At 48.7% G+C, this 26,380-nt stretch carries 24 protein-coding genes; 13 read left to right on the plus strand and 11 right to left on the minus strand.

What is annotated here, in order from left to right:
* The 8 genes from BN162_RS18975 to rsmI form a co-directional block, all read left to right on the plus strand.
* Positions 1-185 (plus strand): hypothetical protein (locus BN162_RS18975; protein WP_208854770.1); only part of this gene is annotated, 185 nt, incomplete at its 5' end.
* Positions 186-218: 33 nt separating this feature from the next.
* Positions 219-1,829, plus strand: coding sequence for an FAD-dependent oxidoreductase (locus BN162_RS14620; protein ID WP_020225869.1), 1,611 nt, complete (start codon positions 219-221; stop codon positions 1,827-1,829).
* A gap of 212 nt (positions 1,830-2,041) precedes the next feature.
* The gene (locus BN162_RS14625; protein ID WP_020225870.1) at positions 2,042-2,758 is read left to right on the plus strand and encodes a TetR/AcrR family transcriptional regulator; all 717 of its coding nucleotides are present in this window, start codon (positions 2,042-2,044) and stop codon (positions 2,756-2,758) included.
* 133 nt (positions 2,759-2,891) lie between these two features.
* Entirely contained in the window at positions 2,892-4,274 is a 1,383-nt protein-coding gene (locus BN162_RS14630; RefSeq protein WP_020225871.1) for a hypothetical protein, read from the plus strand.
* 171 nt (positions 4,275-4,445) lie between these two features.
* Positions 4,446-5,081 (plus strand): dTMP kinase, encoded by a 636-nt coding sequence (gene tmk / locus BN162_RS14635; protein WP_020225872.1) that lies wholly within the window; start codon positions 4,446-4,448, stop codon positions 5,079-5,081.
* The gene (locus BN162_RS14640) at positions 5,068-6,063 is read left to right on the plus strand and encodes a hypothetical protein (protein ID WP_040452314.1); all 996 of its coding nucleotides are present in this window, start codon (positions 5,068-5,070) and stop codon (positions 6,061-6,063) included. Before tmk ends, BN162_RS14640 begins: the two co-directional genes overlap by 14 nt.
* Entirely contained in the window at positions 6,056-7,381 is a 1,326-nt protein-coding gene (locus BN162_RS19200) for a PSP1 domain-containing protein (protein WP_020225874.1), read from the plus strand. The genes BN162_RS14640 and BN162_RS19200 overlap by 8 nt, the downstream gene beginning before the upstream one ends.
* A complete protein-coding gene (rsmI, locus tag BN162_RS14650; protein ID WP_020225875.1) occupies positions 7,378-8,229 on the plus strand; it encodes a 16S rRNA (cytidine(1402)-2'-O)-methyltransferase in 852 nt (283 codons plus the stop codon). The genes BN162_RS19200 and rsmI overlap by 4 nt, the downstream gene beginning before the upstream one ends.
* A gap of 146 nt (positions 8,230-8,375) precedes the next feature.
* Here rsmI and BN162_RS14655 read toward each other — a convergent pair whose 3' ends face one another.
* From BN162_RS14655 to BN162_RS14670, 4 genes are all read right to left on the minus strand, one after another.
* Positions 8,376-8,669, minus strand: coding sequence for a hypothetical protein (locus BN162_RS14655; protein WP_020225876.1), 294 nt, complete (start codon positions 8,667-8,669; stop codon positions 8,376-8,378).
* A gap of 104 nt (positions 8,670-8,773) precedes the next feature.
* Complete coding sequence (locus BN162_RS14660; RefSeq protein WP_020225877.1) at positions 8,774-9,667, minus strand: DUF5655 domain-containing protein; 894 nt, start codon at positions 9,665-9,667, stop codon at positions 8,774-8,776.
* Position 9,668: 1 nt separating this feature from the next.
* Positions 9,669-10,979, minus strand: a complete 1,311-nt coding sequence (locus tag BN162_RS14665; RefSeq protein ID WP_020225878.1) for an ATP-binding protein — start codon at positions 10,977-10,979, stop codon at positions 9,669-9,671.
* A gap of 311 nt (positions 10,980-11,290) precedes the next feature.
* Positions 11,291-12,154 carry a helix-turn-helix transcriptional regulator gene (locus BN162_RS14670; protein WP_020225879.1) on the minus strand — a complete coding sequence of 288 codons (864 nt, stop codon included), beginning with the start codon at positions 12,152-12,154 and terminating at the stop codon, positions 11,291-11,293.
* A 122-nt stretch (positions 12,155-12,276) separates the two neighbouring features.
* On the opposite strand from BN162_RS14670, the gene BN162_RS14675 reads away from it, so the two are divergent.
* From BN162_RS14675 to BN162_RS14690, 4 genes are all read left to right on the plus strand, one after another.
* Entirely contained in the window at positions 12,277-13,083 is an 807-nt protein-coding gene (locus tag BN162_RS14675; RefSeq protein WP_020225880.1) for a pyridoxamine 5'-phosphate oxidase family protein, read from the plus strand.
* Between the two features lie 184 nt (positions 13,084-13,267).
* Positions 13,268-13,690 (plus strand): Fur family transcriptional regulator, encoded by a 423-nt coding sequence (locus BN162_RS14680; RefSeq protein WP_020225881.1) that lies wholly within the window; start codon positions 13,268-13,270, stop codon positions 13,688-13,690.
* Positions 13,681-14,220 (plus strand): rubrerythrin, encoded by a 540-nt coding sequence (rbr, locus tag BN162_RS14685; protein ID WP_020225882.1) that lies wholly within the window; start codon positions 13,681-13,683, stop codon positions 14,218-14,220. Before BN162_RS14680 ends, rbr begins: the two co-directional genes overlap by 10 nt.
* A gap of 119 nt (positions 14,221-14,339) precedes the next feature.
* The gene (locus BN162_RS14690) at positions 14,340-14,921 is read left to right on the plus strand and encodes a hypothetical protein (RefSeq protein WP_020225883.1); all 582 of its coding nucleotides are present in this window, start codon (positions 14,340-14,342) and stop codon (positions 14,919-14,921) included.
* A gap of 103 nt (positions 14,922-15,024) precedes the next feature.
* Here the strand turns inward: BN162_RS14690 and BN162_RS14695 are convergent, their stop codons facing one another.
* Positions 15,025-15,225 carry a cold-shock protein gene (locus BN162_RS14695; RefSeq protein ID WP_020225884.1) on the minus strand — a complete coding sequence of 67 codons (201 nt, stop codon included), beginning with the start codon at positions 15,223-15,225 and terminating at the stop codon, positions 15,025-15,027.
* A 400-nt stretch (positions 15,226-15,625) separates the two neighbouring features.
* Between BN162_RS14695 and BN162_RS14700 the strand changes: the two genes are divergently transcribed.
* Positions 15,626-16,840 carry an FprA family A-type flavoprotein gene (locus BN162_RS14700; protein ID WP_244264204.1) on the plus strand — a complete coding sequence of 405 codons (1,215 nt, stop codon included), beginning with the start codon at positions 15,626-15,628 and terminating at the stop codon, positions 16,838-16,840.
* 144 nt (positions 16,841-16,984) lie between these two features.
* Here the strand turns inward: BN162_RS14700 and BN162_RS18095 are convergent, their stop codons facing one another.
* From BN162_RS18095 to BN162_RS14730, 6 genes are all read right to left on the minus strand, one after another.
* The gene (locus tag BN162_RS18095; protein ID WP_020225886.1) at positions 16,985-17,608 is read right to left on the minus strand and encodes a TetR/AcrR family transcriptional regulator; all 624 of its coding nucleotides are present in this window, start codon (positions 17,606-17,608) and stop codon (positions 16,985-16,987) included.
* A 353-nt stretch (positions 17,609-17,961) separates the two neighbouring features.
* Positions 17,962-19,752: an FAD-dependent oxidoreductase gene (locus BN162_RS18100; protein ID WP_020225887.1), complete on the minus strand. Its 1,791-nt coding sequence runs from the start codon at positions 19,750-19,752 to the stop codon at positions 17,962-17,964.
* Positions 19,753-19,833: 81 nt separating this feature from the next.
* Complete coding sequence (locus BN162_RS14715) at positions 19,834-21,567, minus strand: flavocytochrome c (RefSeq protein WP_020225888.1); 1,734 nt, start codon at positions 21,565-21,567, stop codon at positions 19,834-19,836.
* The gene (locus BN162_RS14720; RefSeq protein WP_020225889.1) at positions 21,564-22,844 is read right to left on the minus strand and encodes an extracellular solute-binding protein; all 1,281 of its coding nucleotides are present in this window, start codon (positions 22,842-22,844) and stop codon (positions 21,564-21,566) included. The genes BN162_RS14715 and BN162_RS14720 overlap by 4 nt, the downstream gene beginning before the upstream one ends.
* Positions 22,841-24,610: a sensor histidine kinase gene (locus tag BN162_RS14725; protein ID WP_020225890.1), complete on the minus strand. Its 1,770-nt coding sequence runs from the start codon at positions 24,608-24,610 to the stop codon at positions 22,841-22,843. Before BN162_RS14725 ends, BN162_RS14720 begins: the two co-directional genes overlap by 4 nt.
* Entirely contained in the window at positions 24,607-26,109 is a 1,503-nt protein-coding gene (locus BN162_RS14730; protein ID WP_020225891.1) for a response regulator, read from the minus strand. The genes BN162_RS14725 and BN162_RS14730 overlap by 4 nt, the downstream gene beginning before the upstream one ends.
* Between the last annotated feature and the right edge of the window lie 271 nt (positions 26,110-26,380).

Consider the following 26,380-nt stretch of genomic DNA (forward strand, 5'->3'; position numbering starts at 1 on the left):
AGGCAAACCGCGCGATAAACCGCAGGCGGATGAGGGGACATCGCTTTCTCAGGCGGCTTTTTGGAACTCAAGAAACGATTTTGTTAAAATATTTACAAAAAAGCCTAAATGTCTGTTGTCAAGGTGTTGATAATTTGTTATCATTCTATCGAAGAATATTCATCGAATATAATTCAATGAAATGAACTCGATGAAATTTCAGAAAGGAAGAGAAAGAAATGAAAGGAACAAAGAAATTACTCTGTCTGACCCTCAGTCTGGTTTTGATGGGAATGACCGCCTGCAGCACTCAGAACACACCGGCGCCTTCTGCAGAACCTTCAGGGGATCCGCAGACCACATCCGCAGCCCTGCAGGACAGCGATGTCGACGTTTTAGTCATCGGAGCTGGAGGAGCTGGTTTAAGCGCCGCGGTATCGGCTTCGGAAAACGGAGCCAGCGTCATCGTTGTTGAAAAAATGTCGATCATGGGCGGCAATACGCTGCGCAGCGGCGGCGCTTTCAACAGCTATGATCCGGAAGGTCAGGCCAGCACCAAAATGGATGATTCATTGAAAGCGACGGTCGAGAAGCTGCTCGCCGTTGAACCGATCAATGATGCGCATAAACAGCTGATTGAAGACGTTCAGAAACAATATGATGAATATTTGGCTTCCGGTTCGGATTCGTTATTCGACTCTCCGGAATGGCATGCGCTGCAGACCTTGGATGCCGGCGATTATATCGGCAACGTTGATCTGATTCTGACGCTGACCCGCAACACATTGGATACGAAAAAGTGGCTGACAACCAACGGGACAGTCTGGGATCCGACAATCCGCACGGTTATCGGCGCGCTGTGGAATCGTTCAGCACAGACGACCAATGGCTCCGGCGCGGATTTCATTCAGGCCTTAAGCACTCAGGCTGAGAAAAACGGCGCTCAGATTTATTTGGATACCAAAGCTGAAAGCTTATTGCAGGAGGACGGAAAAGTTACGGGTGCAACTATTACTAACGCGGACGGCCAAACCGTAACGGTCAATGCGAAATCCGTCGTCATGGCGACCGGCGGATTTGCGGCTAATGTCGATATGCGGGTTGAATACAATACCGAATGGGCGGACCTCGGCGAATCCATCGCCACCAACAATCATCCAGGCGCGACCGGCGACGGCATTGTAATGGGTGAAGCCGTTGGAGCAGACCTGGTCGATATGCAGTGGATTCAGCTGATGCCGCTGTTCCCGGTCAGCGGAGGCGGCATCTCCGGTTATGTCAACAACGCAATCTATGTCAACAAAGAAGGTCAGCGGTATGTCAACGAGGATAACCGCCGTGACGTTCTGGCTCAGGCTGCTTTGAATCAGACGGATAAACTGTTCTTTGTGATCAACGACCAGACAGAAATTGACAGTGTTCAGATTCCGCAGGATAAACTGGATTACATGGTGGAAGCCGGAATGTTGTTCAAGGGTGAAACCGTCGAAGAACTCGCTGAAAATATGGGCGTACCGGCCGAAAATCTGAAAAAGACAATTGAGGATTACGGGAAAGCCGTCGATGCTCAGAAGGATGAATTCGGACGTTCTACCTGGGGCGCACGGCTGGATAATCCGCCGTACTATGCCGCTTCCTATACCCCGGCTGTGCATCATACGATGGGCGGTTTAAAAATCAATACGGAAGCTCAGGTTCTGAATGCGGCCGGAGAAGCGATTCCAGGCTTCTATGCAGCAGGTGAGGTAACCGGCGGAATTCACGGAACCAACCGTGTCGGCGGCAACGCTGTTCCGGATGCGTTGGTTTTCGGTAAAATCGCAGGCGCAAACGCAGCAGTTCAGAAATAAATCCAGCAATCATCACGACATAGAATAGAGGACGTACATGCCTCCCGCGGTTTTCTTAAGAAGCTGCGGGAGGTTTTTCTGTCTGTTCTGGAAAGTCCGTTGAAAGCAGTCATATCCGCTGGCCCAGGCTTTTAAGCAGAAGGTGAGGATGTCTTGTTGTTTGACACCTCTTCTGCGTTTCATTATAATAAGATAGAGAATGAGGCACAGCTATGGAAAAAATGACAAGCCGTCAGGAGCAGAAGATCAGAACGCAGCAGAAGATTGTAGAAGCCGCCAACACCTGTTTTATTCGTAAAGGAATGGCCTATACGCTGATTACTGATATCTGTGAGGAAGCCGAAGTTTCGGTGGGAACGTTTTATCACTATTTTAATAATAAAAATGATTTAATTATCAGCCAGTTTAAAAAATTTGATATGGGATTTTTAGAGGTCGCACATCGGTTGATCGACAATCCGGATGCCTGGGACAGTTTAATTCAGTTTGCCCATTTTTTCAGCCGGGATGCGTCAGTTTCAGATAAAACGCTGACCTTGGAATACTTAAAGGCGCGGGTTTCTCTGACTGTGGAGCAGCTGTTTCCGCGCAATCGTCCGTATTTTATCATCCTGTGTACTGTGATTTATAACGGTCAGGTTCGCCGGCAGCTTCGGGCTGATCAAACACCGCAGCAGCTGGCTGATCTGGTGATGGCGGCGACCCGCGGCTATAATTTTGACTGGGCGAGCATGGACGGGGCGTATGATCTGCATTTGCGCATGCAGCAGGATATGCCGATCTTATTTGAGGGGTTCCGTTATCGTGAGGAATATCCGTACCAGCTGTGCGATCCGGCCGCCGTCATTCCAGTTCAGAATGTACCGAAGCTTTATGAACAGGAAACTGCGCAGCTTCGGGAGTATTGCGAAAGCCGGCTGCTGAGGTAGATGTTTGCCGGAACAACAGGCTGTCAAATCCGACCATGACTTTAAATAATCTAAATTGATATTGGAAATCCGTTCTTTTTCCTTGAAACTGCGGATTTCTTTTTTACTTTATACTAAGGCGGACTTGCGACGTGTGCAGAAGGGTCAGCTCACTGCGGTTCTGCTTTGCGGCTGCAGCGTGCAGGAAGGGCCGGAGCTGCCGCAGCCTTCCATAGTTCCCACATCCACGCCGAGTCCAGAAACGAATGAGAAAGAGGATTCATCAAAGCCGCGCTGGCTGCGGGATATGGACACTGCTCTTTACGAATTCAGCCATGATTATCAGCTGGAGATGACAGATTCTGCTTGGGTTTTCACAGATGATCTGAAGCAAGGCGATATTGTGGTGAACCTGATCAACGAGGAAATCACGTTTGACTTTCCGGATGTCACAATTGAATACAAGAAGAAAGACCGCGTCATGAAAACCGCTGTGTTCTCGGCGCAGCTGAACATGCGGTTGGACGGGTCGGATTTTTCCTGGCAGTCCGCAGTGGATACGGAAGACCGGCAGCATTATCCAATTCAATTTGATCCGAAGAAGATTGAAATTCAGGATGGGGAAAGTGGGTCTTCAACGAAGGGGCAGAAGATGAATTTCTCACCGTCGCTGTATGGTCAATGTCTGAGCTATATGAAGCGATACTGGAATCAATCGGTCGTTCAGCAGGCGCTGATCGAGCAGGCTGTCAAGGCAAGTCAATCGCATACAAACTCAAACGCCGGGACAGTGAATGTCGAAAGACCTTTGGATAAAATGGTTAATATTTTGGAACTCGGTTCAATAACTCCGGATATTACGCTGGAAGTTGAGATGAATTTCAATGAAATCACGGATATATCTTTGTCGGAAGCCAATAAGCTGCAGCGCACGCTGTATTTGTTTACGGTGATGAAGCGGGGCTTTGATGATCCGTCAAAGATTGATTGGGAAGCACTGGCGCCGAGTTTAATGAGTATGATTCCTAACTATGGCTGTGATGGTAAGTATTGCAAAGATCGCGAGGGTCAGGTACGTTTTGCGGACTTTGCGATCCCGGAAGGTTATGGCGCGTTGGCGACGCAGCCAGAGATGAATCGGGCGGCCAAAGTTTTAACAGGTCAGGACTTTGTTTATGATGATTATGAAAATCGCAAACTGAGCAGCGGTGCTGTTTACAGTCAGAGTGCCAACAGCTACATCACTTATTCACGGGAAGGCGACTGGATGCCGGCCAGTCCGGGAATCATGATTCTGGATCAGACGAAAAAGGACAATCGAATCACCGTGGATTTTGTTGCCTATCGTGTGGAGTGGAAAGATAATGAACTGTTTGTTGAAGGTGTGAAGGTTGCGGAGGTGAAAGGAAACAATGCCAATCCGCAGATCGTTCAGACCGTCAAGGAAAATCTGGACCGGTTGCCGCATTGGACCGCGGAACTAGAAGATACCGGCGATGAACATTTTTATCGGCTGATTAGGGCTTCCCGAAAGTAGGCGTTTCATTCCGTTTTTTCCCTGAGCTGAAAAAGAAAACAATACCGAGCTGTCTGCCCTAAGCAGGCAGTTCTTTTCGTTGCCCAAAGACGAAGAACAGGAAGGGAAAGGTTGTGGCGTAATGGTGGATAACCGTGATATAATAGCACAAGAGATCAAGGGTGAAAGCACATGAAAAAAGGATTTTTTATTACATTTGAAGGCCCGGACGGCAGCGGAAAAACCACAGTCAGCACCGCAGTGGCAAAACGCCTGCAGGAAAAGGGCATCGATACGGTATATACTCGGGAGCCGGGAGGGATTGAGATCGCGGAACAGATTCGCTCCGTGATTTTGGATCCGGCCAATACGGCGATGGACAGCAAGACGGAAGCCTTGCTTTACGCTGCAGCCCGGCGTCAGCATCTGATTGAAAAAGTGCTGCCGGCACTGGCCGCCGGCAAGGTTGTGATCTGTGATCGGTTCGTCGACAGTTCCCTGGCTTATCAGGGCGTTGGCCGGAATCTTGGCATCGAGGAAGTGCTGTCGATCAATGAATTTGCGATTGAAGGCCATTGGCCGGATAAAACCTTATATCTGGATCTGACTGCGCAGCAGGGGCTGGATCGAATTGCAGGCCGGCAGAACAAGGATCGGCTGGATCAGGAAAAAATCGATTTCCATCTGCGTGTCTGCGAAGGCTATCAACAGGTACGCGAGCGTTTTCATAACCGGATGATCGTGATCGACGCGTCAAAACCGGCAGATCAGGTGATCGACGCCTGTTTGGAAGCGATTGGAGCGCTGATTGACCGTGAAGTTCGCTGAACGGCTTGCGGTTCAGCAGCCAGTGGTTTATCAAACGCTGAAGCACGCCTTAGTCCAGAAGAAGCTGGCCCATGCGTTTTTGTTTGTCGGACAAAAGGGAACGCCAAGATTGGAAACAGCACTGCTGCTGGCACAGAGCTTGATCTGTTCGCATGTTCATGAAGGTTTTGCCTGTGAAGAATGCGATGAGTGCCGGCGGGTTGCTGAAGAAAACTATGCTGACCTGATCGTTTTGGATGGCGCGGCCAAGTCGATTAAGAAAGACGAAATTCTAAGTCTGCAGGAGCGGTTTAACAAAACCGGACTGGAACGCAGCGGTCAAAAAGTCTATATTCTCAACAACGCGGAAAACACGACGCCGGAAGCCTTGAACAGCCTGCTGAAATTTCTCGAAGAGCCGCAGGGCTCGGATACGCTGGCGATTCTGATTGTAGAAAATCAGGACCGCATTCTGCCGACAATTGTTTCCCGCTGTCAAACCCTGACGTTCCGGCCGCTGACGCAGCGTCAGATCCATCAGATCGCCTTAGAAGAACAACTGGATGAAACCGACGGCTATCTGTTGTCGCATCTGATCCGCGATGTGGATCAGATCAAGGCCACGGCTGAGGATGAAGCGTATCAGAACGGAATGCTGATGATGCGAAGGTTTATCCGGGAATTTCCTGTACGGGAAGAAGAAGTGCTGGTCTGGATGCAGACCGAGTATCTGGGAAGCAAGGATAAAGAGAAGGATAAGCGAACCTTTGGTTATTTTCTCGATTGTCTGCTTCAATTTTTCCGTGATGCGGCGGTAGGGCATACCGAAGGCCCGGCCTGGATGGCCGAGGAAGTGGTCAAATGGAATCAGCGTCCGCTGCGGCTGGATCGTCTGATCATTGTTTTATTAGAATGCCGGGACAAGCTGTCCCGCAGTTATAATCTGCCGTTATTGGCGGATCAGTTAATCTATCAAATGAAGGAGGGAATGATTCATGAGTGAGAATCAGGAAGCAGCGGTAACGACGGAAGAAGTCAAACCTGTTGCACCGGCGTACCGCTTTGTCGTTTCAGTGCGGTTTAAGAATTCACGGAAGGCTTACAGCTTCGGCACTGACGATGAAACGCTGGAATATGGAGATTATGTCGTTGTAGAAACGGTCCGCGGCGTGGAAATGGGTGAGATTATCAGCAATCTTCGCGATGTATCCATGCATACTCAGAATACACCGTTGAAACCGGTGCTGCGCAAGGCCAGTCGGCGTGACCGGGAGATGTATGCTGAAAATAAAGATCTGGCAAAGGAAGCTCTGACCCGTTGTCAGGAAGCGGTAGCGCGTCTGAAGCTGGATATGAATTTGATCAGCTGTGAGTACACGCTGGATCGAAGCAAGATTATCTTTGTCTATGTCGCGGATGAACGCGTTGATTTCCGTGAACTGTTAAAGGAGCTGGCCGGTATTTTCAAATGCCGGATTGAGCTGCGTCAGATCGGGCCGCGGGATAAAGCTAAGATTATCGGCGGCTTGGGAACCTGCGGGATGGAAACGTGCTGTTCACGGTTTATGGACGATTTTGACGTCGTGTCGATCAATATGGCGAAAAATCAGCTGTTGGCACTGAATATTCAGAAACTTTCCGGACAGTGCGGCAAATTGATGTGCTGTCTGAAATTTGAAGATGAAAATTACAAGCAGCTGCGCGCCGGCTTGCCGAAGATGAACGCCCAGGTTGAATATGAAGGCAAGCTGTACCGCGTGACGTCGATGAATGTGATCAACGGCACAGCCAAGCTGGAAAACCGTGAAAACGTGCAGTTCATCGCCTTGACGGATTTAATGGAAAAGGGTGTATTCCGCCGTCCGGAAGCTCAGAATGCCAAGAACAAAGAAAAAGAAGTTCGTCCGGAGCGCAAAGAGGAACGCAAGGAAAACGACCGCAAGGAAAGTCCGGAACGCCGTGGGGAAAATAAGGATGCCCAGCGCAGGGAAGAACGGAAAGCGAACGATAAAAAGCCGGCGGAAGAAAAGAAGCCGGAACGCAAAGAGGGCGTAAAACGTCCTGTGGAGAAGAAGGCAGAAAAGAAAGCGGAAGAGCGAAAAGCTGAGGATCAACGTCCGGAGCGCAAACCGCAGGAGAACCGCAGAAATCAAAAGCCGCGTGAGGGCGTTAAAGAAATGAAGTCTGAGGCCGAAGTCAAGCCGCAGACCACGGAAGGCGAAGGCAAACCGCAGGAGCATAAACGGCCGAATCGGCGCCGTCGGCATCCGGGCCGTCGGGAGGGACAGCCGAAAAATGAAACGGGAGAGGGTCAGAAATGATTCGGCAGCAAAGTTTTTCCAATGAAAAACCAACGTTGTATCTCGTTCCAACGCCGATTGGCAATCTGGATGAAATGACGCCGCGGGCGATTGAGATTCTGCGCACGGTGGATGTGATCGCCGCCGAGGATACCCGCAATACGATGAAGCTGCTTCAAGTTTTTGATATCCATACCCGTCTGATCGCTCACCATTCCCACAATGAACGGGAAAGTGCGAAGGGTTTGCTGAACCTGCTCGAACAGGGACAATCGGTGGCCGTGGTTTCCGATGCTGGTTATCCGTTGATTTCCGATCCGGGTCAGAATATTGTCGAACAGGTCACCGCCGCAGGCTACAATGTTGTCCCGGTGTCCGGCTGCAGCGCTTCGATTAATGCGTTGGTGGCTTCCGGGTTAAAGGCACAGCCATTCTTGTTCAAAGGCTTTCTTTCCAGCAATGACCGTGAATGTGTGCGGGAGCTGGAAGGGATGAAAGCCTTGCCGTTTACGATGATTTTCTATGAAGCACCGCATCGGATCGAACGCATGCTGGGACATTGCCTGGATGTGTTCGGCGACCGCAAAGCTTGTTTGGCACGGGAAATCACGAAGCGGCATGAAGAATTTCTGCGCGGTACGCTCAGCGAGCTGAAAGATGCCGCCTGCGGTCTTAAAGGCGAAATGGTCGTCGTGATTGAAGGCTGTGCTGAAGAAAGTGAACCGGCAGTCGATATGGCGCTGATCACGGAACAGATCAACGAACGGATTCAATCCGGAATGTCAGCTTCGGAAGCGATTAAGCAAATTGCCAAGGAAGCCGGAATTTCCAAAAACGAAGTCTATCGGGTTTATCATCAGGAATCCTAAAATAAAGCTCTTTCTCCAGCGGCAGCATGTCATAGGAGAAAGAGCTTTTATGCTTAATAAATGCAGGGCTTAAGGGGACGGCTGTTCGATCACTCTTGATAATATTTACTTCTTCAGCGTGACAAAGGAAAGGCAAAGCCTGATGCTTACTTTGCGGTCTGGCGCATTGCGGTTTGCAGGCTTCTTAACAACAGAAGGCAGAAACCCACAAGTCCCACTGTGAAAAGCGTTAGAAATACGGCGGTGGTCATGGACTGGCGCTGCAAAGCAATCCAAGCCTGAAAACCCAGCCATCCGGAAAAACCAATCAGAAAAAGAAATACCAGCGATGTAAGGAAAAGACCCGCTGCCCGCAGCGGCCGCGGCAAGGATGGGGACCTGGCGGTACGATCCAGAAGCAGAATCATCAGATGAACAAGAAAATCGAAAATCGGATTCATGGGATCACCTCTTTCTTTTGGTCTTTGTTATCTTAATCATAACAAGGGATACCCCGTTTTTTCTATTATTTTTAGAGGCTTATTCGCGTATTTTCTTTCTATACTCAATTTTCGTTATAGGCACGATCAATCAGCGTTTTCGCTTTTTCGAAGTCAGCTTTGTTTTTCAAATGCAATTCAACTGCACCGCAGCCCCAATGACCAATGTTGGTAACATCGCGGGAAAAGCCTTCCTCGAAAATCACTGTATTCACATCAAGAGGAAGATTGATAACCAGTTTCTTTTTCAAAGCAACCACCGTAACAATATTACGAATTTTCTTGAATGCTGCATACAGTTTCAGATGAGATTCGTTGATATCATCACCAAGACTTAAAATGAAGTTGGACAAATCCTGATAAAGCAGTTTAATTTCTTTATCCGCTCCGGCAATCTGTTCCTCAAAGGTTTTATCTGTGGATTTCGGCTTGTTAACAGCATTCTCCTCATGAATGACCGAAGCAATATTTTCATTGATTTGCTCAAACATCAGTAGGTCTTTACCAAACTTTTTATAACGGATCAGGCTGATATTGCGATTCATCTGTTTAATTGCGGATTCATCATATTTTGTAAAATCACTTGCGATACAAATGACACGCGGCATTGTCCAATCAATCTTGTCAGCGAAAGTTAAGCCAAGTTTATTTATAACAAGAACCTTAAAGCTATCCTTATGATCCAGCAGCCAGTTTAAATAAAACAGACCCTGATTAATAACATTTTCTTTCATCGACCGCTTATACTCGAAGATAACGGGGCAGTGATTTTCATCTATTCCAATGCTGTCCATGCGGCCGCCGTCTGTTGTCCGATATTCGGAGGCAAGGAACGTAACGCCGAAAAAAGCACTCATATTATTTTCAATTACAGTTTGCAATTCCTTTTCAAGGTTGACTGTACTGCTCTGATATTCTTTGACCTTTCCGCTTATATTGAATAATTTAATATCCGCCATTTTATTTTTCCTCCCCAATCCGTGTTATTTGTTCTATTTGGTACAGCGGCAGATTAATAAGCCAATCTTCTTTTTTGAAATCAGCCATGGATGTTCGGACAGAGATTCCCGGAGAAAATTTCTCATGGTAAAATTTCAGACTTTTAGCTTTAAGATTGACCTCAGCCTTAACTTCAATTGGAATGATTTGTTCACCCGTATCCACTACGAAATCAATCTCACAGGAGCCTCTGTCATTGGTGTAATAGTAAATGCCTAAATCTTCAAGGGTTTTAAGCTGCTGGCAAACATACTGTTCAGTAAGGGCGCCCTTGAACTCAATAAAGAGATCATTGCCGTCCAGCAAAGTGTGCGGGTGAAGTCCAACCAGGCATCCAAGTAAACCAACATCAACGACGAACAGCTTGAAGGCCTTTAAGTCTTCGTAAGCTTTCAAAGGGATGCCTGCAGTATTAACCCGGCTGATCTTATGGACAAGACCGCAGTCGCAGAGCCACATCAAGGCCTCTTCATATTCTTTGGCACGGGCGCCTTCACGAATAAGACCATAGATAAATTTTTTGTTTTCTTTCGCAAGCTGAGAAGGTATGCTGTTCCATAACATACGAATCTTTGGAACAATAACGTTGGGGGCATGCTTGGAGAAATCTTGTTCATAAGCTTCAAGAATTCCCTTTTGTATTTCACGAACTTCATTGAAATCTTTGTTTTCCGCAAAGCTTTGTACAGCCTCAGGCATACCTCCCACAAAGAAATAGTGCTTTAAGGCGTCAATATAGGTTTGTTTAAAACTTGTTATCATCTGAAAATCATGACTGTCAAGAAGTTCGGAAAAGCGCTGCTTGCCGGTTGCCATCAGGAACTCCTTAAAAGTGAGAGGATAAAGCTTTAAAAAATTGACTTTGCCAACCGGAAAAGATGTACCTTCATGCAAAGCGATTCCAAGCAGGGAACCTGCGCAGATGATATGATATTGGGGTGCGTTTTCGCAGAAATATTTGAGCGAGGCCAGAGCACGCGGAACTTCCTGGACTTCATCAAAAATCAGCAGCGTGTTGTTTGGGTCAATTTTGCGGCCTGAATACAATTCCAAGCCCAATATTAAACGATCTGTATCTAAATCCGAAGCAAACAGTTCCGCCATTCTGGAATTTGAATCAAAGTTAATATATACGGTATCTGCATAGGCCTGTTTGCCAAACTCCTTCATCAGCCAAGTCTTCCCTACCTGCCGTGCTCCTTCAATAATTAAGGGCTTCCGGCGCGGACTGGCTTTCCATTTTATTAATTTTTCAATCGCAGTTCGGTACATGTACACCTCTCCCTTATCTGAGTATAGGATCAGAATACCGCATAATTACATAAAATACAACGATATTTAGATAGAATATAACACTTTTTACAACGAAAAATGTTGGTATATGACAAAAAATACGAGGAAAACCGAATGACAGCTCGCTTATGCTTGTCTTCTGCTTTGGCCTTTCCGTTTTTGCCGCCTGTAAAAGAGCTCATTCCCGCGGTCTTTTATGCTTCATTCCCCCAGATCTAAGTTCGTTTTCTTGCAGCTGAATTTGATGATGGAAATGCCTTTGCAGCGCAGCGGTTCAGTTTGGGTATCCGCTAAGGTTTTCGATAGTATATTCTCCGATACGCATTGGGCGTCAGGGAAAACGTCGCCTTAAACTGTTTGGAAAAATAACTGGGATGCAGATAATGCAGCTGTTCTGATATCTGACGGACTGATAAATCCGGATCGGCAAGCAGCGTCAGCGAGCGGTATAACCGATGCTGAATAATTAAGGACTGCGGCGACAGCTGAATGATAGCCAGTGTGCAACGACAGAGATAACTTTGAGAAACATGCAGGCGGTCGCAATAATCCTGAACGCTTAACGCTTCATCGGATTTTTCCAGTTCATATAAAAATTTCTCTGCGGTGGAAAGCATGGCGCTGTCTGCGCTGGCCGAGATAAAGGGGCCTTGATTATTTTTGAGCATCATGACCGCAAGCAGGCTGATTAAATGTTGAAGACCTAAAACATAACCGGCATTCTGTTTTTCCGCGTTGTCAATCCAATAACTGATCAGCTCAAAAGTCGGATCATCAATCAGCTGCTTAAACCAGAGCTGATGGTGAAATAAGGTCAGCCATTGTTCCTGATTGAACAAGCCGCTGACTTGAAAAAGCAGCTCATAAGTTTCTAATGAATCCGTGATGAACTGAGCGCTGTGAAGCAGATAAGGCGGAATCAGGAATAAATCGCCAGGCCCGGCATGAAAGGTCTGACCTTGAATGGTGACGGAGCATTCTCCCTGCCGGATCACCGCCAGCTTGATATGAGGAATCAGGACATTGGACAACTGACGAACACGGTTCTGAAAAGTATGCCGGTAAGCGAAAATCTGATATTGATATTTCTGCAGAACAGAGGAAACAGAATCCGAACAGCTTTGATCAGGTATTAATAAATTGCGGTATTTCATTGGCTGGATTCTCCTTTAACTCATTATATCGAAGTTCTGAATTTTATCCTAGTCGGTCTGATTGGAATCTTGTGTGAAAATAAACAATATGACATGATAAGAACATAGAAAGAGGGAAGATTATGAAGAAATTAGGAATGTTGTTTTTGGCAGCTTTGCTTCTGGCAGGCTGCAGCACAGCTCCGGCTCAGAAAACCGATGCGGAGTTGGAAGCGGAAGGCTGGGTTAAGAATCCGGAAGCCAACGGTTATATCAAAATGGAAGACGCGTTGACGACGGCTTCGGTAGCCATTGATGAAAGTCAGCAGCTGAGTCAGCCGGAAATCCGCGACCTGGCTCTGGATTATCTGCGGGGCTGGCCGTTAAAAACCGATGAAGCAGGTCAGACTATCTATGCTTATCGTGAAATGTATCAAATCGCTACCTCCTACAATAATGAGCCAGGGCTGTCCTCGGTCGAATTTGTTCTGGATCCTCAGACGATGAAGCTCTATGCTTCCAGTGAAAAAGGCACTGAAAAATGCGTGCATATCGCAAAGAATCCGAAGGTTGTTCTGTATTGGTACAAGCAGATTCCGGAAGAAGAATACATTGCCTATAAAAATGATTATTTCAACTCCTACGGCGTTCAGATCAAAGGCACAGCGAAGCTGATGGATCCAGCCTCGGAAGAAGCACAGAAAGCAGCGGCGTTATATCTGGAAACTTTGTATGGTGCGGAAGGTTGGGCCGCGATGGGCGAAAAGCAGCCGACGATCATCGCCAAACTGTTGGAAGTCAATGACTGGATTGAAATTGATCCGACTGAATACGTAGTGAATTCACTGCAGTGGACCTACAACAAAGAGGGCAGCACACGTCCAGAATGGTATGATCCAGAAAGCCCGTACTTCGGCAAATCTGTCCGCCAAGTCTATTACGTTCATTAAGGAAAGAAAGCGGGAAGCCTATCCCGTTTTCTTTTGCGCCTGCCATAAGATCCGCTGCGATCCTCCACAGGAAAAGCGGAAGCTCAATAATGAAAAAATTCGGATTAAAATGCCGGTAGACCCCTTGACGATCTAAAAACTTATGTTATAATGATAACAGTTATCGTTATTAGGAGGTGAGATGATGATTCGCAGGAATTCAAGGCAACGCCAGCTGATCTTGGATGTGATGCGCGGAGAAGGAATTCACTTGAACGCTGATCAGGTTTATCAAAAAGTGAAGCAGGCGGATCCCTCCATCGGGATCGCGACCGTCTACCGCAACTTGAATCTGTTGACGGAAATGGGCGAAATACAGAAGTTTCAGGACCGCAGTACCGGATTCATGTACGATGGAAATCCGAAAAAACATCATCACTTCTATTGTCGATACTGTAAGCGGTATTTCGACGTTTCGTTCTCCGTGGAGGAGCAGATGATCCGCCAGGTTGAAGACCAGATGGGCGTCAGCGTGGAAGATCTGAATATTTCGTTGGAAGGCTGCTGCAACGAGTGTAAAGACAAACAGGAAAAAGAGAAAGAAAGAGGTAAAGAACAATGGAATTAAAAGGATCAAGAACTGAACAGAACTTAATGAGCGCTTTTGCCGGAGAATCTCAGGCTCGCAACAAGTACACTTACTATGCGATGAAGGCTCGTGCTGAAGGCATGGAACAGATTGCCAACATCTTTGAGGAAACCGCCCGCAACGAACAGGAACATGCGATGCTGTGGTTCAAGGCTCTGCATGGTGATCAGATCCCGACAACTGACGTCAATCTGCAGGATGCGGCCAATGGTGAAAACTATGAATGGACGGATATGTATGCAGAATTCGCCAAAGTTGCCCGTGAAGAAGGCTTCAATAAGATCGCAGCACAGATGGATATGGTTGCGAAGATCGAAAAGCGCCATGAAGAACGTTACCTGGCTCTGTTAAGCAATGTCAAAGAAGACAAAGTCTTCAAGAAAGAAGAAGACGTCATGTGGAAATGCCAGATCTGCGGCTATACCATGGTCGGCAAGAACGCTCCGGGTCTGTGCCCGCTGTGCGGCTATGCTAAATCCTTCTTTGAAGTTGAAAAAGCAAACTACTAATTTCTCTGATGAAAAGGATCCCGCTGTGGATCCTTTTTTCATGGTGAAAGACAGGGACAGGACACATATTTTTCGAGGCTGATTCATACACTGAAAACAGAATCGGAGGATAGACCACAATGAAAATCAGAATCCTGCAATGTGACCCGTTTGATCCGCAGGCCGAGGATCAGGTTCATCGCATCCGTCATCAGACGGGTGAGCTTATCATTGAATACATCCAAATTATAGACGCTGCCCTTTCCAAAGAAACCTGGGATCAGACGATTCTCTGCTCCTCTGCGGCGATCAGTCCGCAGCTTGCCGCCTCGTTTAAAGAACCTGTCCTGATCCTTTCCCCGCAGACGATTTCCGGCTATCCCTGCTGGAAAATTCAAAAGGGACTGATGGATCCCTGGAATGGGGAATGGCTCGTGAAGATGATCAGTCAGCTGGTTCTGCACAAGCAGCGGCTGGATCAGAATCAGGGACTGGAATTTGTTAAAGTTAAGAAGGAAAGAAAGCTCAGTGCTGAGCTGGAACATCTGCTGAAGGGGACAAAACCGAAGGATTACCCGGATGCTCTGTGGCTGTTTGTTCAGGACCGTCAGAATGATACGTTGGAATTGGATACCCAGGAACTTCCGTTTCCGGTAGAGTGCTATTGGATGAAGCAAAAGGCGGAAGTGAATGTCGCCTGTTTCCTCTATGCGGCAGCTTAGGAAATAGGTGTGGGAAAAAGAAGGATCAGGGAGCCTTAAAAACACTCTGCCTGAGCAAAGAAAAAGCACTCCTGTGAGTGCTTTTGTCGCTTTGTCAGTGATATTAAAGCTTACAGACATTCGCAGCCTGTTCGCCGCGGTCGCTCTGTACGACTTCAAAGCTGACGGCATCGCCGTCATCCAGCGTTTTAAAACCGTCGATCTGAATCGCGGAATAATGAACGAAAACATCTTTCCCTTCATCGGTGGTAATGAATCCGTAGCCTTTTTCTGCATTAAACCATTTTACTTTTCCTGTGACCATGAACTGTCCTCCTATGCCACTATAATAAAAAACCCATGCGGATGGACATTAACTATCCTTCCCCATGTGAAATTATAGTTATAGCCTCAAAATCTATCTACAATATAGCACGATTCGTTATCGGAATCAATCCGGATTTCATGGCAGATTGCGTGAAAAAGGTCTATAATTGTTCGTAATCATAATTAAATCAGGATAAGTCAGGTTCTGAAAGAAAAAGTGAGAAAGCAGCGCAAATGATCCTGAAACGGAATCGTTTCTTCTGAAAAACAGGATCAGTCCGGCTTAATCTGTTCCTTTCATGCTTGATATGAGCATTACAATAGAAATCAAGAATGGTTTTGATTATGATGAATCTGCTGAAAAAAGTTTCCTGTTAATTTCTAAGGGAATGGGAAAAATGAATAAAGGAGTGATGAAGATGACAGTCAACGAACGGTTAACGCAGGATTTAATCTGGACAGGGGTTCAGGATGCCCAGCTGAAGGTTTTTGATATCATTATGGAAACTGAATTTGGAACAACTTATAATTCTTATCTTTTGAAGGGAACGGAAAAAACCGCCTTGATCGAAACGGTAAAACTACCCTTCTTCGATGAATTTCAACAGAAGATTGAGAAGGTAGTTCCGCTTTGCGACGTCGATTATTTAATCGTGAATCATACAGAACCGGATCATGCCGGATCGATTGAAAAATGTTTGGCGATCAATCCGAATCTGACCGTGATCGGCAGTCCGGCGGCACTGCAGTTTTTGAAAGAGATCGTCAACCGTGACTTTAAAGCGCTGGCGGTGAAAGAGGGGCAGACTTTGGACCTGGGTGGAAAAACATTGCAGTTTATGATCGTCCCGAATCTGCATTGGCCGGATACCATGTATACCTGGGTTCAGGAAGATGGAATTCTCTTTACCTGTGATTCCTTCGGAGCGCATTATGCGTTTGAGGGGCTGCGGCTCAGTGAAGTTCAGGATCACAATGGCTATGAGCGGGCATTAAAGTATTATTATGATCATATTTTAAAGCCGTTTCGGCCGTTTATGCAGAAGGCGCTGGATAAAGTTGAACCTCTGAAACTGAATATGATTTGTCCGGGTCATGGGCCGATCTTGGACTGCAGGCTGCCGGAAATGTTTGCGCAGTATCGGAAATGGAATGCGGAGCCGCAGCTGGAAAACAAACTGATTTTGGCTTATGTCAGCGCCTATGGATATACCGAGCAGCTGGCGCAGGCGGCAGCCCGTGGAATCGAAAGTGTTGGCTGGCAGGCTGAGCTGGTTGAACTGACGCAGACACCCGTTGCCGAAGTTGTGGAAAAGATTGAAAACGCGCGGGGATTTTTGCTGGGATCGCCGACGATTCTGGCGGAAGCCCTGCCGCCGGTATGGGCTGTTCTGTCATTGATGAATCCGGTGATTCACGGCGGCAAGTATGCCGCGGTTTTCGGCAGCTATGGCTGGAGCGGCGAAGCCTTTGCGCACCTGGAAGAACGCCTGAAACAGCTGCGAATCCAGGTTATGCCGGCATTCAAAGTCCGGTTTAAGCCATCGCCAAAACAGCTGGAAGAAGCAAAAGCTGCCGGCCGGCAATGGGTGGAGATTATTCAGAATCAATAAGCTCAGCGCTCAGCGGTCTGCATTATAAGCGCGGCTGAGCGGCGTTTTCAGGAGCTTTTTATGCAGCGAGCGGCTGCCTGAAAACAGTTATTCCTTTACCGAGGATCAGTACGTATAAAACCTCCGCCAGCTGCGACGGAGGTTTTATTTTGATCGGTCAGTTTCCTTTTTGAGCCATTTTTCAGGGTTCACCGCGTATTTGGCAATGAACGTCTCCCGGAAGATTTCCATGGCCTGCTCGTTGGGGTTAAAGTCCAGCATGTGATACAGCTCGTTTTCATGATTGAAGCCCTGAATCCCATAGTAATACAGATAGATAAAGCTTGTCATTTCATTGAGATTGGCATCCGGACGGATTTCATTTTGTTCCTGAGCTGTTTTTAAAGCCGTTTTGCGCAGGGAGAACAAGTGCCTGCTGTATTTCGCGATTTCTTCCAGCGTCGGTCCTTCGCCGGTGTTATGATCAGTATCCCGGTTAATCTTCCGATAGGAGGTGCAGTAGGCCAGATCCCGGCAGATTTTGCTGAAAACATCCAGGTCTTCCGCATAAATCCGCTGCAGATCCTGTGAGGAAATTTCCATCTGATATCGGATAGCGGCCAGATAAAGATCATTTTTATTCTTAAAATAATAATAAAGCGGACCCCGGGATAAGCCTAGGGCTTTGCCAATGTCTTCAAGATTGGTACCTTCATAACCATACAAGGTGAAATAGGTAACGGCAACGTCTAAAATTCTCTGTTTGGTTTTACTGTTTGAATAGGTCATCATCATCTTCCGTTCTGTAAAAGAAATGCCGCGCCTTAAAAAACGAAGGAAAAACCATCCCCATACCACGATTACTTCTAATTATATCAATAAAGGATTTTAGAGTATACCTCTTTCAATCAATTCCTGATGGTCCAATCAAAGTCAAAAAGCCAAAGCGTCTGAAAAGGCGGAGCACCGTTTCCCCGCGGAATCAATCAGGGAGAAGCGTAAAAGCTCAAAACAATCTTTTGAGTTGTCAATGCCGCTTATTTTCTTATTCTGCTCAGACGGGAAACAAAAAGGAAGCCCTAATTCCGGCGCTTCCTTTCTGCTTAGATATATCCTGTTTTGAATTGAATGATTTCCGCTGGTTATTGTCCCAGCGCGTCCTTGACGGCTTCCCGGATGCCATTGCTGGAATTGGTAGCGCCGGAAACGGCATCAAGATCCAGATTCTGCGTTCTGATCAGCTCCGGAATGAACTGTTCTGCAGCCCCGGCATAAATATTCGCCGTTTCAGCCTGTTCTAAAACATTGATCTCAGTGATGCTTCCGTCTTTAACGATGACTTCAACCTTAATCGGACCGTTGTTGCCCTGACCTTCGCCGGTGTAAGTGCCGTCTGTGAAGCTGCCTTTGACCACTTCTGAGTCTTCCGACTGTGCCGGAGTGCGGTCAAATGGAACATGCTCGGTTAAGCCTTGGCGGTCCAGAATGTATTCGATCGCATTGCGGGCAGAGAGCCGGCCGAAGACGACGGCTTCTCCCAAACCGACAGAATAATAAGCACCCTGAACATTACCGATGACTTCCCCGGCAGCGTACAGACCCTTGATCGGCTTGCCTTCCTGGTTGAGGACGCGTCCGGTTGTGTCGGCTCTGACGCCGCCCAGTGTGTCCATAACGCCCGGTGTTAAATTCACGGCATAGTATGGTCCCGCCTTGTAGGTGTCGGCCAGCTTCACAACTTCTTCGTTGCCGATGCCGTCCGTCTTTAAGCTGCTCATCGTGGTCAGGAAAGCCTCTTGATCCACACCCATCTTTTCAGCCAGGTCTTCCAGGGTATCGGCTTTGATGACCGTGCCGCTGTTGTCGATGCCGGTCATCCGGTATTCATCAAAGAAATCCTTTTCTTCAATAGCCATGAAATTCTGATAAATCGTTTCATTGTAAACGCCGAAGCATTCCGCATCCGTTTGTTTCAGGATATCTTCAGTAATTCGCCGATCTGAGCTGGCTTCGCTGTATTCATTGGTGAAGCGCTTGCCTTCCTTGTTGACGAAGACGACGCCGTTGTTTTTGATCGGCAGCTGCATCTGAATAGAGAACGGCGCAACTGCACAGGACAGCTGAATCAGATCCATGTTGACTAGATCCGCTCCCAGTTTTTCCGCCATAACGATACCATCGCCCATATTGCCCTGACTTGGAGCTAAATGAATGTTGGCCAGTCCAGGATTGTCATAGTTGGCGATCATTTCCGGATTGCTTTCATAACCGCCGGTCGCCAGAATGACAGCTTGGGCATCAATCGTATATTCACCGTGGGCGTCTTTGACCTGCACGCCGTTAACTCGTCCGTTTTCATCTGTTGTCAGATCGACAGCCGGACTGTTGTAGCGGATTTCAATGCCGTTTTTCTCGGCTTGTTCTTTTAAAACACGGACTAATTCCACACCGGGAATGGTGCCGTCCGTCGGACAATGCAGATCAGCGTAGCGGATCTTTCCCCATTCCGATCCGAAGCCGTCCAGCCATTCGATGACTTTCGGCGTTTCAATAGCGATGACGCCTGCCATATCCACATCCGCAAAGCCGGCGCCGTTCTTGATGATTTTATCCACCAACATGACCGGTGTTTCTTCTTTTCCCTGTTCGTCCATAAAGCGGGAGTTCGTACAGTTAAAGCCGCCGAAAGCCATCGTGGTGCTTCCGCCCGCAAAGGACATCTTCTCTAAAACCAGAATGTTGTCCGCGCCTTGTTCGTGCGCCTCGACCGCAGCTGCCAGGCCGGCTCCGCCTGCGCCGACGATGACGATATCAAATTGTTCGTTGCCGGATTCGGGTTGAGGGTCCGGGGTTTTTTCAGCCGGCGTATTCGCACAGCCGCCTAAGCCCAGAGCCAGACAGGCGCCCAGGGTCAGGGCAAGTAATTTCTTCATTTCTCTTTCCTCCTTGAATAAGGAAATTATAAAAAAATCACAAGTTGAGGTCGAGTTAAAAACCGGACATTCTGTTCAAGTTCAGGACATTGGCCGCGGCGGCTGAGCGGCAGCCTCCGTTCCGGCAATCCGTCCGAAGACGATACAGTCAGGAAACGAGTTACCGCCTAAGCGATTGGCGCCGTGGATCCCGCCGGTCACCTCGCCGGCCGCATAAAGCCGGGGAATCGGCTGTGTCTTTTGATCGAGAACTTGGGCGTGTTCATTGATTTCGACGCCGCCCAGCGTGTGATGCACCGTGACGGTCTTGGCGGTGGCGTAAAATGGCGGGTGATCAATTTTATTGATTAACGTCCTGCGCTGAAAGCGGGGATCGTACTGCTGTTCAACACTGCGGTTGTAGTCATTCACGGCTGCTTCCAATACGCTGAAATCCAGTTCCAACTGACGGGCCAGGTCTTCCAAGGTATCGGCTTTGACCACTTGTCCCATCAGCACCAGCCCCTCCAGGAAGTCGCGGTCTTCCTGCAGCGAGGAAAAATCATCGTCGGCGAGGGAATAGACAAACCCGTGATCCTGTGACCGGATCGCCTGGGCCAGTTCATCCCGGCCGGCATCCTCACGGATAAACCGATCGCCTTCGGTGTTGACTAGAATCCCGTGATTGATCGCGTTGGGAATGGAGTTGTGCAGTCCGCCGTCGTAAATATCCGCCATCGGATACAGCTCGATATATTCCATGTCGATCAGCGAAGCCCCGATGGCCTGCGCCATCACAAGACCATCGCCCACCGTTCCCGGCGTATTGCTGCAAAGCAGATCCCCGGTTAGGCTCTGATCGTACTGCATCCGCATTTCCACATTGTAGCCGAAACCGCCGGTCGCTAAGATCACGCCCTGCCGCGCTTGGAACTGGATCGGCTGACGTTGCTGGACAGCCTGGACTCCGATCACGGCAGAACCCTCCTGAATCAGCGCTTCCGCCCGTGTATTCAGATAAAAGTCAACCTGTTCCCGAACACAGGCATCGCTCAAAACCTGAATGAAATCTGTACCGTTATGAGCCTTGGAATAATGACCGCGGGCATGCTCGCCGCCCAGACAGTTGTCGATCACCGTGTCAATTTCTAACCCCAGCTCCTGCAAAAACGCCAGACCCTCATCGGCTTGGGAAGTCAGGATCCGCACCAGCTCCGGTTTTGCTTTCTGATGGCCGCCGTTGAAGGTTTCTTCAAAGAAAAGCTGTTCGCTGTCCATGATCTGCAAAGGATGCTGGAGCTGATCATCCACACAGTTATACATGGCGGTAGCCCGGATTGTATTGCCGCCCAGACTGTCGGCTTTTTCCAGCACCGCAACGGAAGCCCCCTGGCGTGCGGCGCTGACGGCCGCGGCTAAGCCAGCTCCGCCTCCGCCGATGACCACCACATCATAGATTTCTGAAGCTTCCTCTTGAACTGTCGGCGTTTGGGGGCGCGCGGCATAGAGTTGTTCCTCGGTAAAGCCCTGACGTTTCAACAAGCGCTCAATTCCTTTGCGCAGTGCTTCACAGGACTGGGTTGCTCCACTGACCGCATCAATCTGCAGCGTTTGATTTTCTAAAATCTGAGCGATGAAGTCGGCCAGGGCGGGATCTGCGATTTCCGGCGTATCCGCATGGCTCAGTACCTGAATCGCGGTAATGCGCTGATCTTCACTCAGCACTTCAATGTCCATCGGGCCTAAATAACCGTCAATTTGACAGCGGGTGGAGGAAGACGCGCAGCCGCAGCACAAAATCAGACAGAACGAGGGGATGATTTTCTTCAAGTTCATGCGGGTTCCTCCTGTAAATCCGGCAGCCGCTGATGCAGCCGCTCTAAAAATAAGGCGTAAGCCTGTTCGCCATTCATTTCCGGCATGCCGATCATCGCACGGACAGTTTGCAGATAAACTTCTTTCAGCAGCGCTTCGTTCTCTCCCGCCGGACGGGTCTGAACTTCCGGGAAAATCTGATCCAAATACATCTTGCCGATATTCTGACCGCCGAAATCCTCCATGATCAGATCTGAATATCCCTCTTCATTGTAAGCCGGACTGTAGCTGATCAAAGTTCCGGTGCCATGATTTTTGGCATAAGCCGCACCGGAAGGCGAAAGCAGCACTGTCTGCATGAATTCCCAGGCTGTCGCGGCATGGGTGCTGGTTTTGGGAATCGCCCAGACGGTACCGCCCCAGGCAAAGCTGCCGCTGGGCGCGCGGGTAAAGCCCCAGGCTTGTCCGGTATGAAAAATACCCATGGACATCAGCCAGAGTGAGCACGGATAGAAAAACACCTGATCGGTTTCCAGCGAGTTCATCCACTGCGGCGAATACTGCTGCAGGGAGAAGACCAGGCCAGCCTCCTGCAGGGCGTCGAGAATCTGGAAGGCATTGAGGAAACGGTAGGGCTGAAGCAGCGTGTTGTTTTGAATATACGGCGTGCGTGATTGTCCAAACAACATCACGGCGGCATCTTCCAGCGAGGCAAACATGGCCCGATCTGGGAATTGTTCCTTGAACTTCATGCCCTTGCTGATAACATCGGCCCAGCTGCTGAAAACAATCCCCACCTGAACTGGATCCTCGGTTGCCAGAAACGCCTGGGCCACCGTACGGTTGTATGCGACGCCGCTGGCGGACAAGGTGGCCGGCACAGCCCACAGATGACCGAGTTCATTTTCAAACTGAGCCAGACGAAATTCCAGAACTTCCTGCCGCGGCAGGAAATACGGAGAGGCTTCCAGATCGAGAAACAATTCAGCACCGTTGATGCCGTCAAGCGTTTCACTTTCGAGAATGCAGATGTCCGGCAAGGGCTGATTGAGTGCCAGCGCCAGTTTAAAGCGCTGCAGATATTCACTTTTTTCAACGACGGTGTAATTAAGCGCGATATCCGGATGAGATTTCTGATACTCCGCAAACGCATCCGGCAGAAAATCATCCCAGCCCCAGACCGTAATCACTTCTTTCTGCGAGGGTTCCGGCGTCATGCGCGGCGCGGAAAAAGCTCCGTAGAGAAAAAGCGCCAGCGTCAGGGTCAGTAGAAGAAAAACAATGCGATAGGCCTTCATTGCGGGAGCCCTCCTTTCTCAATGATCGGCAGATCAAAGATGAACGCAGTACCTTGCCCCAGCTCACTTTCAACGTGCAGCGTCACAGGATCGCCGTAAAGGAATTCCAGCCGTTCGCAGACATTGACCAGCGCAATCGCATGAACACTGTTTTTCTCAGCTTCCCGATGAGCATTCAGGGCGGCAGAGCCTTGTTCAATGCGACTGGCCAATTCGGCGCTCAGTCCCACGCCGTCATCACGAACCTCGACATGCAGCTGATCGTTTTGGCGCTGAATGGATAGCGTCAGCTGTCCAGGCCCCTCTTTGGGGATGATGCCGTGGAAAATCGCATTTTCAACTAACGGCTGAAGAATGTTTTTGGCGATCAACAGCTCGTTCAGCGCTGGGTCGATGTCGTAAACGACACTGAATTTCTGCTTGTAGCGATAATTCTGGATGGTGACATATGCCTCAATGACCGCTCGTTCCCGTTCGATGGTGTCCATTAACAGATCCTCATGCACCGCCATGCCGTCCTGAAGGATCAGAATTAAGGCACGCACCATGTCGACAACCTCCTGATTCCCGCCTCGGCGAGCCATCACGATGACAGAGTTTAACGTATTGTAGATAAAATGCGGATGAATTTTGGAGATCATCATGTCAAATTTCAGCTTCCTGCGGATTTTTTCATCCTCAACAGCCTGATCTAAAAGCTCATGTATGCGGACAACCATCGAATTAAAAGTATCACCCAGCATTTCCAGCTCATCATGGCTGTGCAGGGTAATCTGGGTGTTCAGATCACCAGCGGCAAATTGATTCAAGCCGGCCGTCAATGTGGATAACGGTGCGGTAAACCGACGGACAATGCGGGAGAGAATCATCACGAATAAAAGGAAGATAAGCAGCGAGAACAAGCTGAAAAACACGATCAGAAAGGACGCCTGTCCGCGCAGTGTGGCCTTGGATCGATAAGAGAATAAGGTATAAGGCGTACCCGCAACCGGGCTGCTCAGCAGAAATCCGCCGGGAACAGACTGCAGCGGGGAAGGGGGCTGATCGCCGGCCAGTCTGTTCAGCTGTTGTTCATTCAGCCCGGAGGGGGAAGCGATCAGAACCGTCTGATCCTGCATCAGCGTGATTTCCTGCTGGGGCAGATTCCAGGTCTGGATCAGGGATTCCAACTGCCGCAGATCAAGCAGAATCCACAGCTCCCCGATTTTCTGCTGGGGATGAACTAAATCAGCAATCGGCGTGTGATAAGCCGCCAGACGCAGCTGTTCCACGCCGGATTTCAGCAGGAAGGCTTCGGTAAATCCGGCTGGCTCCCTTGTTTTCTGAGATTGGGCAAGCGGATCAAAGGTATGATCAAGCGGATACAGGTTCCAGAGCACCTGATCTTCGTGGCGTATCAGAGCGCTGTGGATCAGATCCTGTACCGACAGCGTCCGGGTTAATAAATCCGCTGCCGCTTCCTTTTGGAAATAGTCCGGATCCGCGGTGTGACAGAACTGCTGCAGCTGCGGATCGGCCAACAGACTGCGGGAAAGAACTGTCAGTTCACGGATGAAGCCTTCCAGCTGCTGGGCATTCTGGCGGAGCACCTGCGCATCTTTTTTCAGATTTTCCTGGGTCAGGATGTGAGCAAAGTATTGATAAGTGACAAAGCTGGTGACGGTGGTCATCACCAGAACCAACGCGCCCAGCGCGGCAGCCAGCTTTACCGAAAGTCGGGACGGAAGCAGCGATACAAGCCAGTCCTTGATGTCTTTACGCTTCATACATACGGCTCCTTTAATACATCGCTGGGATAAACATGATATTTTTTATAAAATACGATCGCAAAGTATTGACTGGAGTGGAATCCGCATTGCCGGGCCGCTTCATAAATCTTGAGATCCTTTTGTTTCAAGAGCCGCATTGCTTTCTGCAGCCGCAGATCCAACAACATCTGCGCCAAGGTCATGCCGGTTTCCTTCTTTAACAGCTTGCTTAAATATTCGCGATTCATCTGCAGGGTCTGCGAAAGATCGTCAAGAACGTTTTCATCGGCACAGTGATCCTGCAGGTAGCGGATCATAAAGTCGGTTTTGCGGCTAGTCTGCGGCTGGGGCTGAAGCGGCAGCCAACGGCGGACAAAGTCGCATAAAGCCGGATAGGTACAGATTGTTTTCCATGCTGAAAAATCCTCAGACAATTCACTGATCCTTGTTCGCTTCTGAAGCTTTTGAAGCAGGAGCTTCACAGCCAGAAGAATCTGCGGCAAAGCCGGCCGAGCCTGATCGAGAGCGTTTAAAAACGCTGTTGACGTTTGGCACAGGCTAGCCTGAGTATCGATCTGAGCTAATTGAATTTCCCAATCCGAAGCCTCATACGGCATGGCATCCGGACATTCATGAAGCAGGGTGATGCGCTGCTCAGGAAAATAAAACAGCTGATTCTGGCGCTCATTCATCTCACGATACAATCGGCGCAGTTCAGATAGATCCTGCGCAACCGGACTGACCAACAGCCCCATCGGAGCCAGAATGTTTTCCAGGCTCTTTCGTAATGCAGTACAAAATTCATACGGAACACTGGCAAGCTGAGGATCGGCTTCCACAACAATCCAGCATTCATTGACGGATTGGAGAAAAACAAGAAAAACAGCGGTTTTGCGCAAGGGCTGCAGGGCTTGCTGAAGCTGCGCAAAAAAGTGGTCGGTCTCTTCTGTTGCTTTGAAAGAGATCAATTCATGGAACGAAGGCAGATGCCGCAGACAAACCAAACCGATTCCGGAATGCGGGCTGCTGAATCCAACGTCGGAAAAATCAATGTGATCTCCGGTAAAAAGCAGCTGTCGAAACCGTGACTGTTCATCAAGATAACGGGAAGCTCGCTGGCGTTCTCCCTGCTCCCGCATGCCGCGCAGATTTTCGAGCAGTCCCGCTGCGGTCAGTTCGTGTTTGAGGATATAATTATACACACCCAGCGACACAGCTTCGCGGGCGTAATCAAAACGGGAAAACGCTGTCAGAAGCAGTGTTTGGACTTGCGGATCCTGCCGCCGCAGCTGCCGGATGAAAGCTAGCCCGTTTAACCGCGGCATTTCAATATCTACCAGCACCAGATCTGCCGGTGTCTGAGCCAGCCGTTTTAGCGCCTGTTCCCCATTGCCCGCCGTGCCTGTCAGAATGAAGCCCTCTGCTTCCCAATCGATCAGATCCCGCAGATCATCCAGTACAAGAAGATCATCATCAACCAGAAAAACACGGCATAAAGAAGATTCAGTCTGTGTCATAACGCCCCTCATTTCCTCTGTCTTTCCAGTGTATCATAGTTCTTCGTTTCAGGCAAAATGGGCGGTTTTTCATTCAGTCGAAGACAAAGTTTCGGTGCTCTTCTGAAAGATCAGTTTTCAAGATTTGTAAAAACTGCCATACGAAAGGAGAAAAGGGAAGCTTGCGTTTTTGGCTGGAACATGGTAGACTGAACAAGCTTAAGGTTAGATGTGACTAACAAATGGAAAGATAGAATCGAAGGGCCATCGACTCTTTTATTTTCATGCTTAA

This window comes from Holdemania massiliensis AP2, from assembly GCF_000327285.1.
GTDB lineage: Bacteria > Bacillota_I > Bacilli_A > Erysipelotrichales > Erysipelotrichaceae > Holdemania > Holdemania massiliensis.

What these genes read in the sequence shown, in the direction of transcription:
- BN162_RS14715 (WP_020225888.1), bottom strand. Translation starts at nt 21,567, where the DNA reads ATGAACTTGAAGAAAATCATCCCCTCGTTCTGTCTGATTTTGTGCTGC.
- BN162_RS14720 (WP_020225889.1), bottom strand. Translation starts at nt 22,844, where the DNA reads ATGAAGGCCTATCGCATTGTTTTTCTTCTACTGACCCTGACGCTGGCG.
- BN162_RS14660 (WP_020225877.1), bottom strand. Translation starts at nt 9,667, where the DNA reads ATGGCGGATATTAAATTATTCAATATAAGCGGAAAGGTCAAAGAATAT.
- rbr (WP_020225882.1), top strand. Translation starts at nt 13,681, where the DNA reads ATGGAATTAAAAGGATCAAGAACTGAACAGAACTTAATGAGCGCTTTT.
- BN162_RS14700 (WP_244264204.1), top strand. Translation starts at nt 15,626, where the DNA reads ATGAATAAAGGAGTGATGAAGATGACAGTCAACGAACGGTTAACGCAG.
- BN162_RS19200 (WP_020225874.1), top strand. Translation starts at nt 6,056, where the DNA reads ATGAGTGAGAATCAGGAAGCAGCGGTAACGACGGAAGAAGTCAAACCT.
- BN162_RS14625 (WP_020225870.1), top strand. Translation starts at nt 2,042, where the DNA reads ATGGAAAAAATGACAAGCCGTCAGGAGCAGAAGATCAGAACGCAGCAG.
- tmk (WP_020225872.1), top strand. Translation starts at nt 4,446, where the DNA reads ATGAAAAAAGGATTTTTTATTACATTTGAAGGCCCGGACGGCAGCGGA.
- BN162_RS14620 (WP_020225869.1), top strand. Translation starts at nt 219, where the DNA reads ATGAAAGGAACAAAGAAATTACTCTGTCTGACCCTCAGTCTGGTTTTG.
- BN162_RS18100 (WP_020225887.1), bottom strand. Translation starts at nt 19,752, where the DNA reads ATGAAGAAATTACTTGCCCTGACCCTGGGCGCCTGTCTGGCTCTGGGC.
- BN162_RS18095 (WP_020225886.1), bottom strand. Translation starts at nt 17,608, where the DNA reads ATGACCTATTCAAACAGTAAAACCAAACAGAGAATTTTAGACGTTGCC.
- BN162_RS14695 (WP_020225884.1), bottom strand. Translation starts at nt 15,225, where the DNA reads ATGGTCACAGGAAAAGTAAAATGGTTTAATGCAGAAAAAGGCTACGGA.
- BN162_RS14690 (WP_020225883.1), top strand. Translation starts at nt 14,340, where the DNA reads ATGAAAATCAGAATCCTGCAATGTGACCCGTTTGATCCGCAGGCCGAG.
- BN162_RS14665 (WP_020225878.1), bottom strand. Translation starts at nt 10,979, where the DNA reads ATGTACCGAACTGCGATTGAAAAATTAATAAAATGGAAAGCCAGTCCG.
- BN162_RS14730 (WP_020225891.1), bottom strand. Translation starts at nt 26,109, where the DNA reads ATGACACAGACTGAATCTTCTTTATGCCGTGTTTTTCTGGTTGATGAT.
- BN162_RS14680 (WP_020225881.1), top strand. Translation starts at nt 13,268, where the DNA reads ATGATTCGCAGGAATTCAAGGCAACGCCAGCTGATCTTGGATGTGATG.
- BN162_RS14675 (WP_020225880.1), top strand. Translation starts at nt 12,277, where the DNA reads ATGAAGAAATTAGGAATGTTGTTTTTGGCAGCTTTGCTTCTGGCAGGC.
- BN162_RS14725 (WP_020225890.1), bottom strand. Translation starts at nt 24,610, where the DNA reads ATGAAGCGTAAAGACATCAAGGACTGGCTTGTATCGCTGCTTCCGTCC.
- BN162_RS14670 (WP_020225879.1), bottom strand. Translation starts at nt 12,154, where the DNA reads ATGAAATACCGCAATTTATTAATACCTGATCAAAGCTGTTCGGATTCT.
- rsmI (WP_020225875.1), top strand. Translation starts at nt 7,378, where the DNA reads ATGATTCGGCAGCAAAGTTTTTCCAATGAAAAACCAACGTTGTATCTC.
- BN162_RS14655 (WP_020225876.1), bottom strand. Translation starts at nt 8,669, where the DNA reads ATGAATCCGATTTTCGATTTTCTTGTTCATCTGATGATTCTGCTTCTG.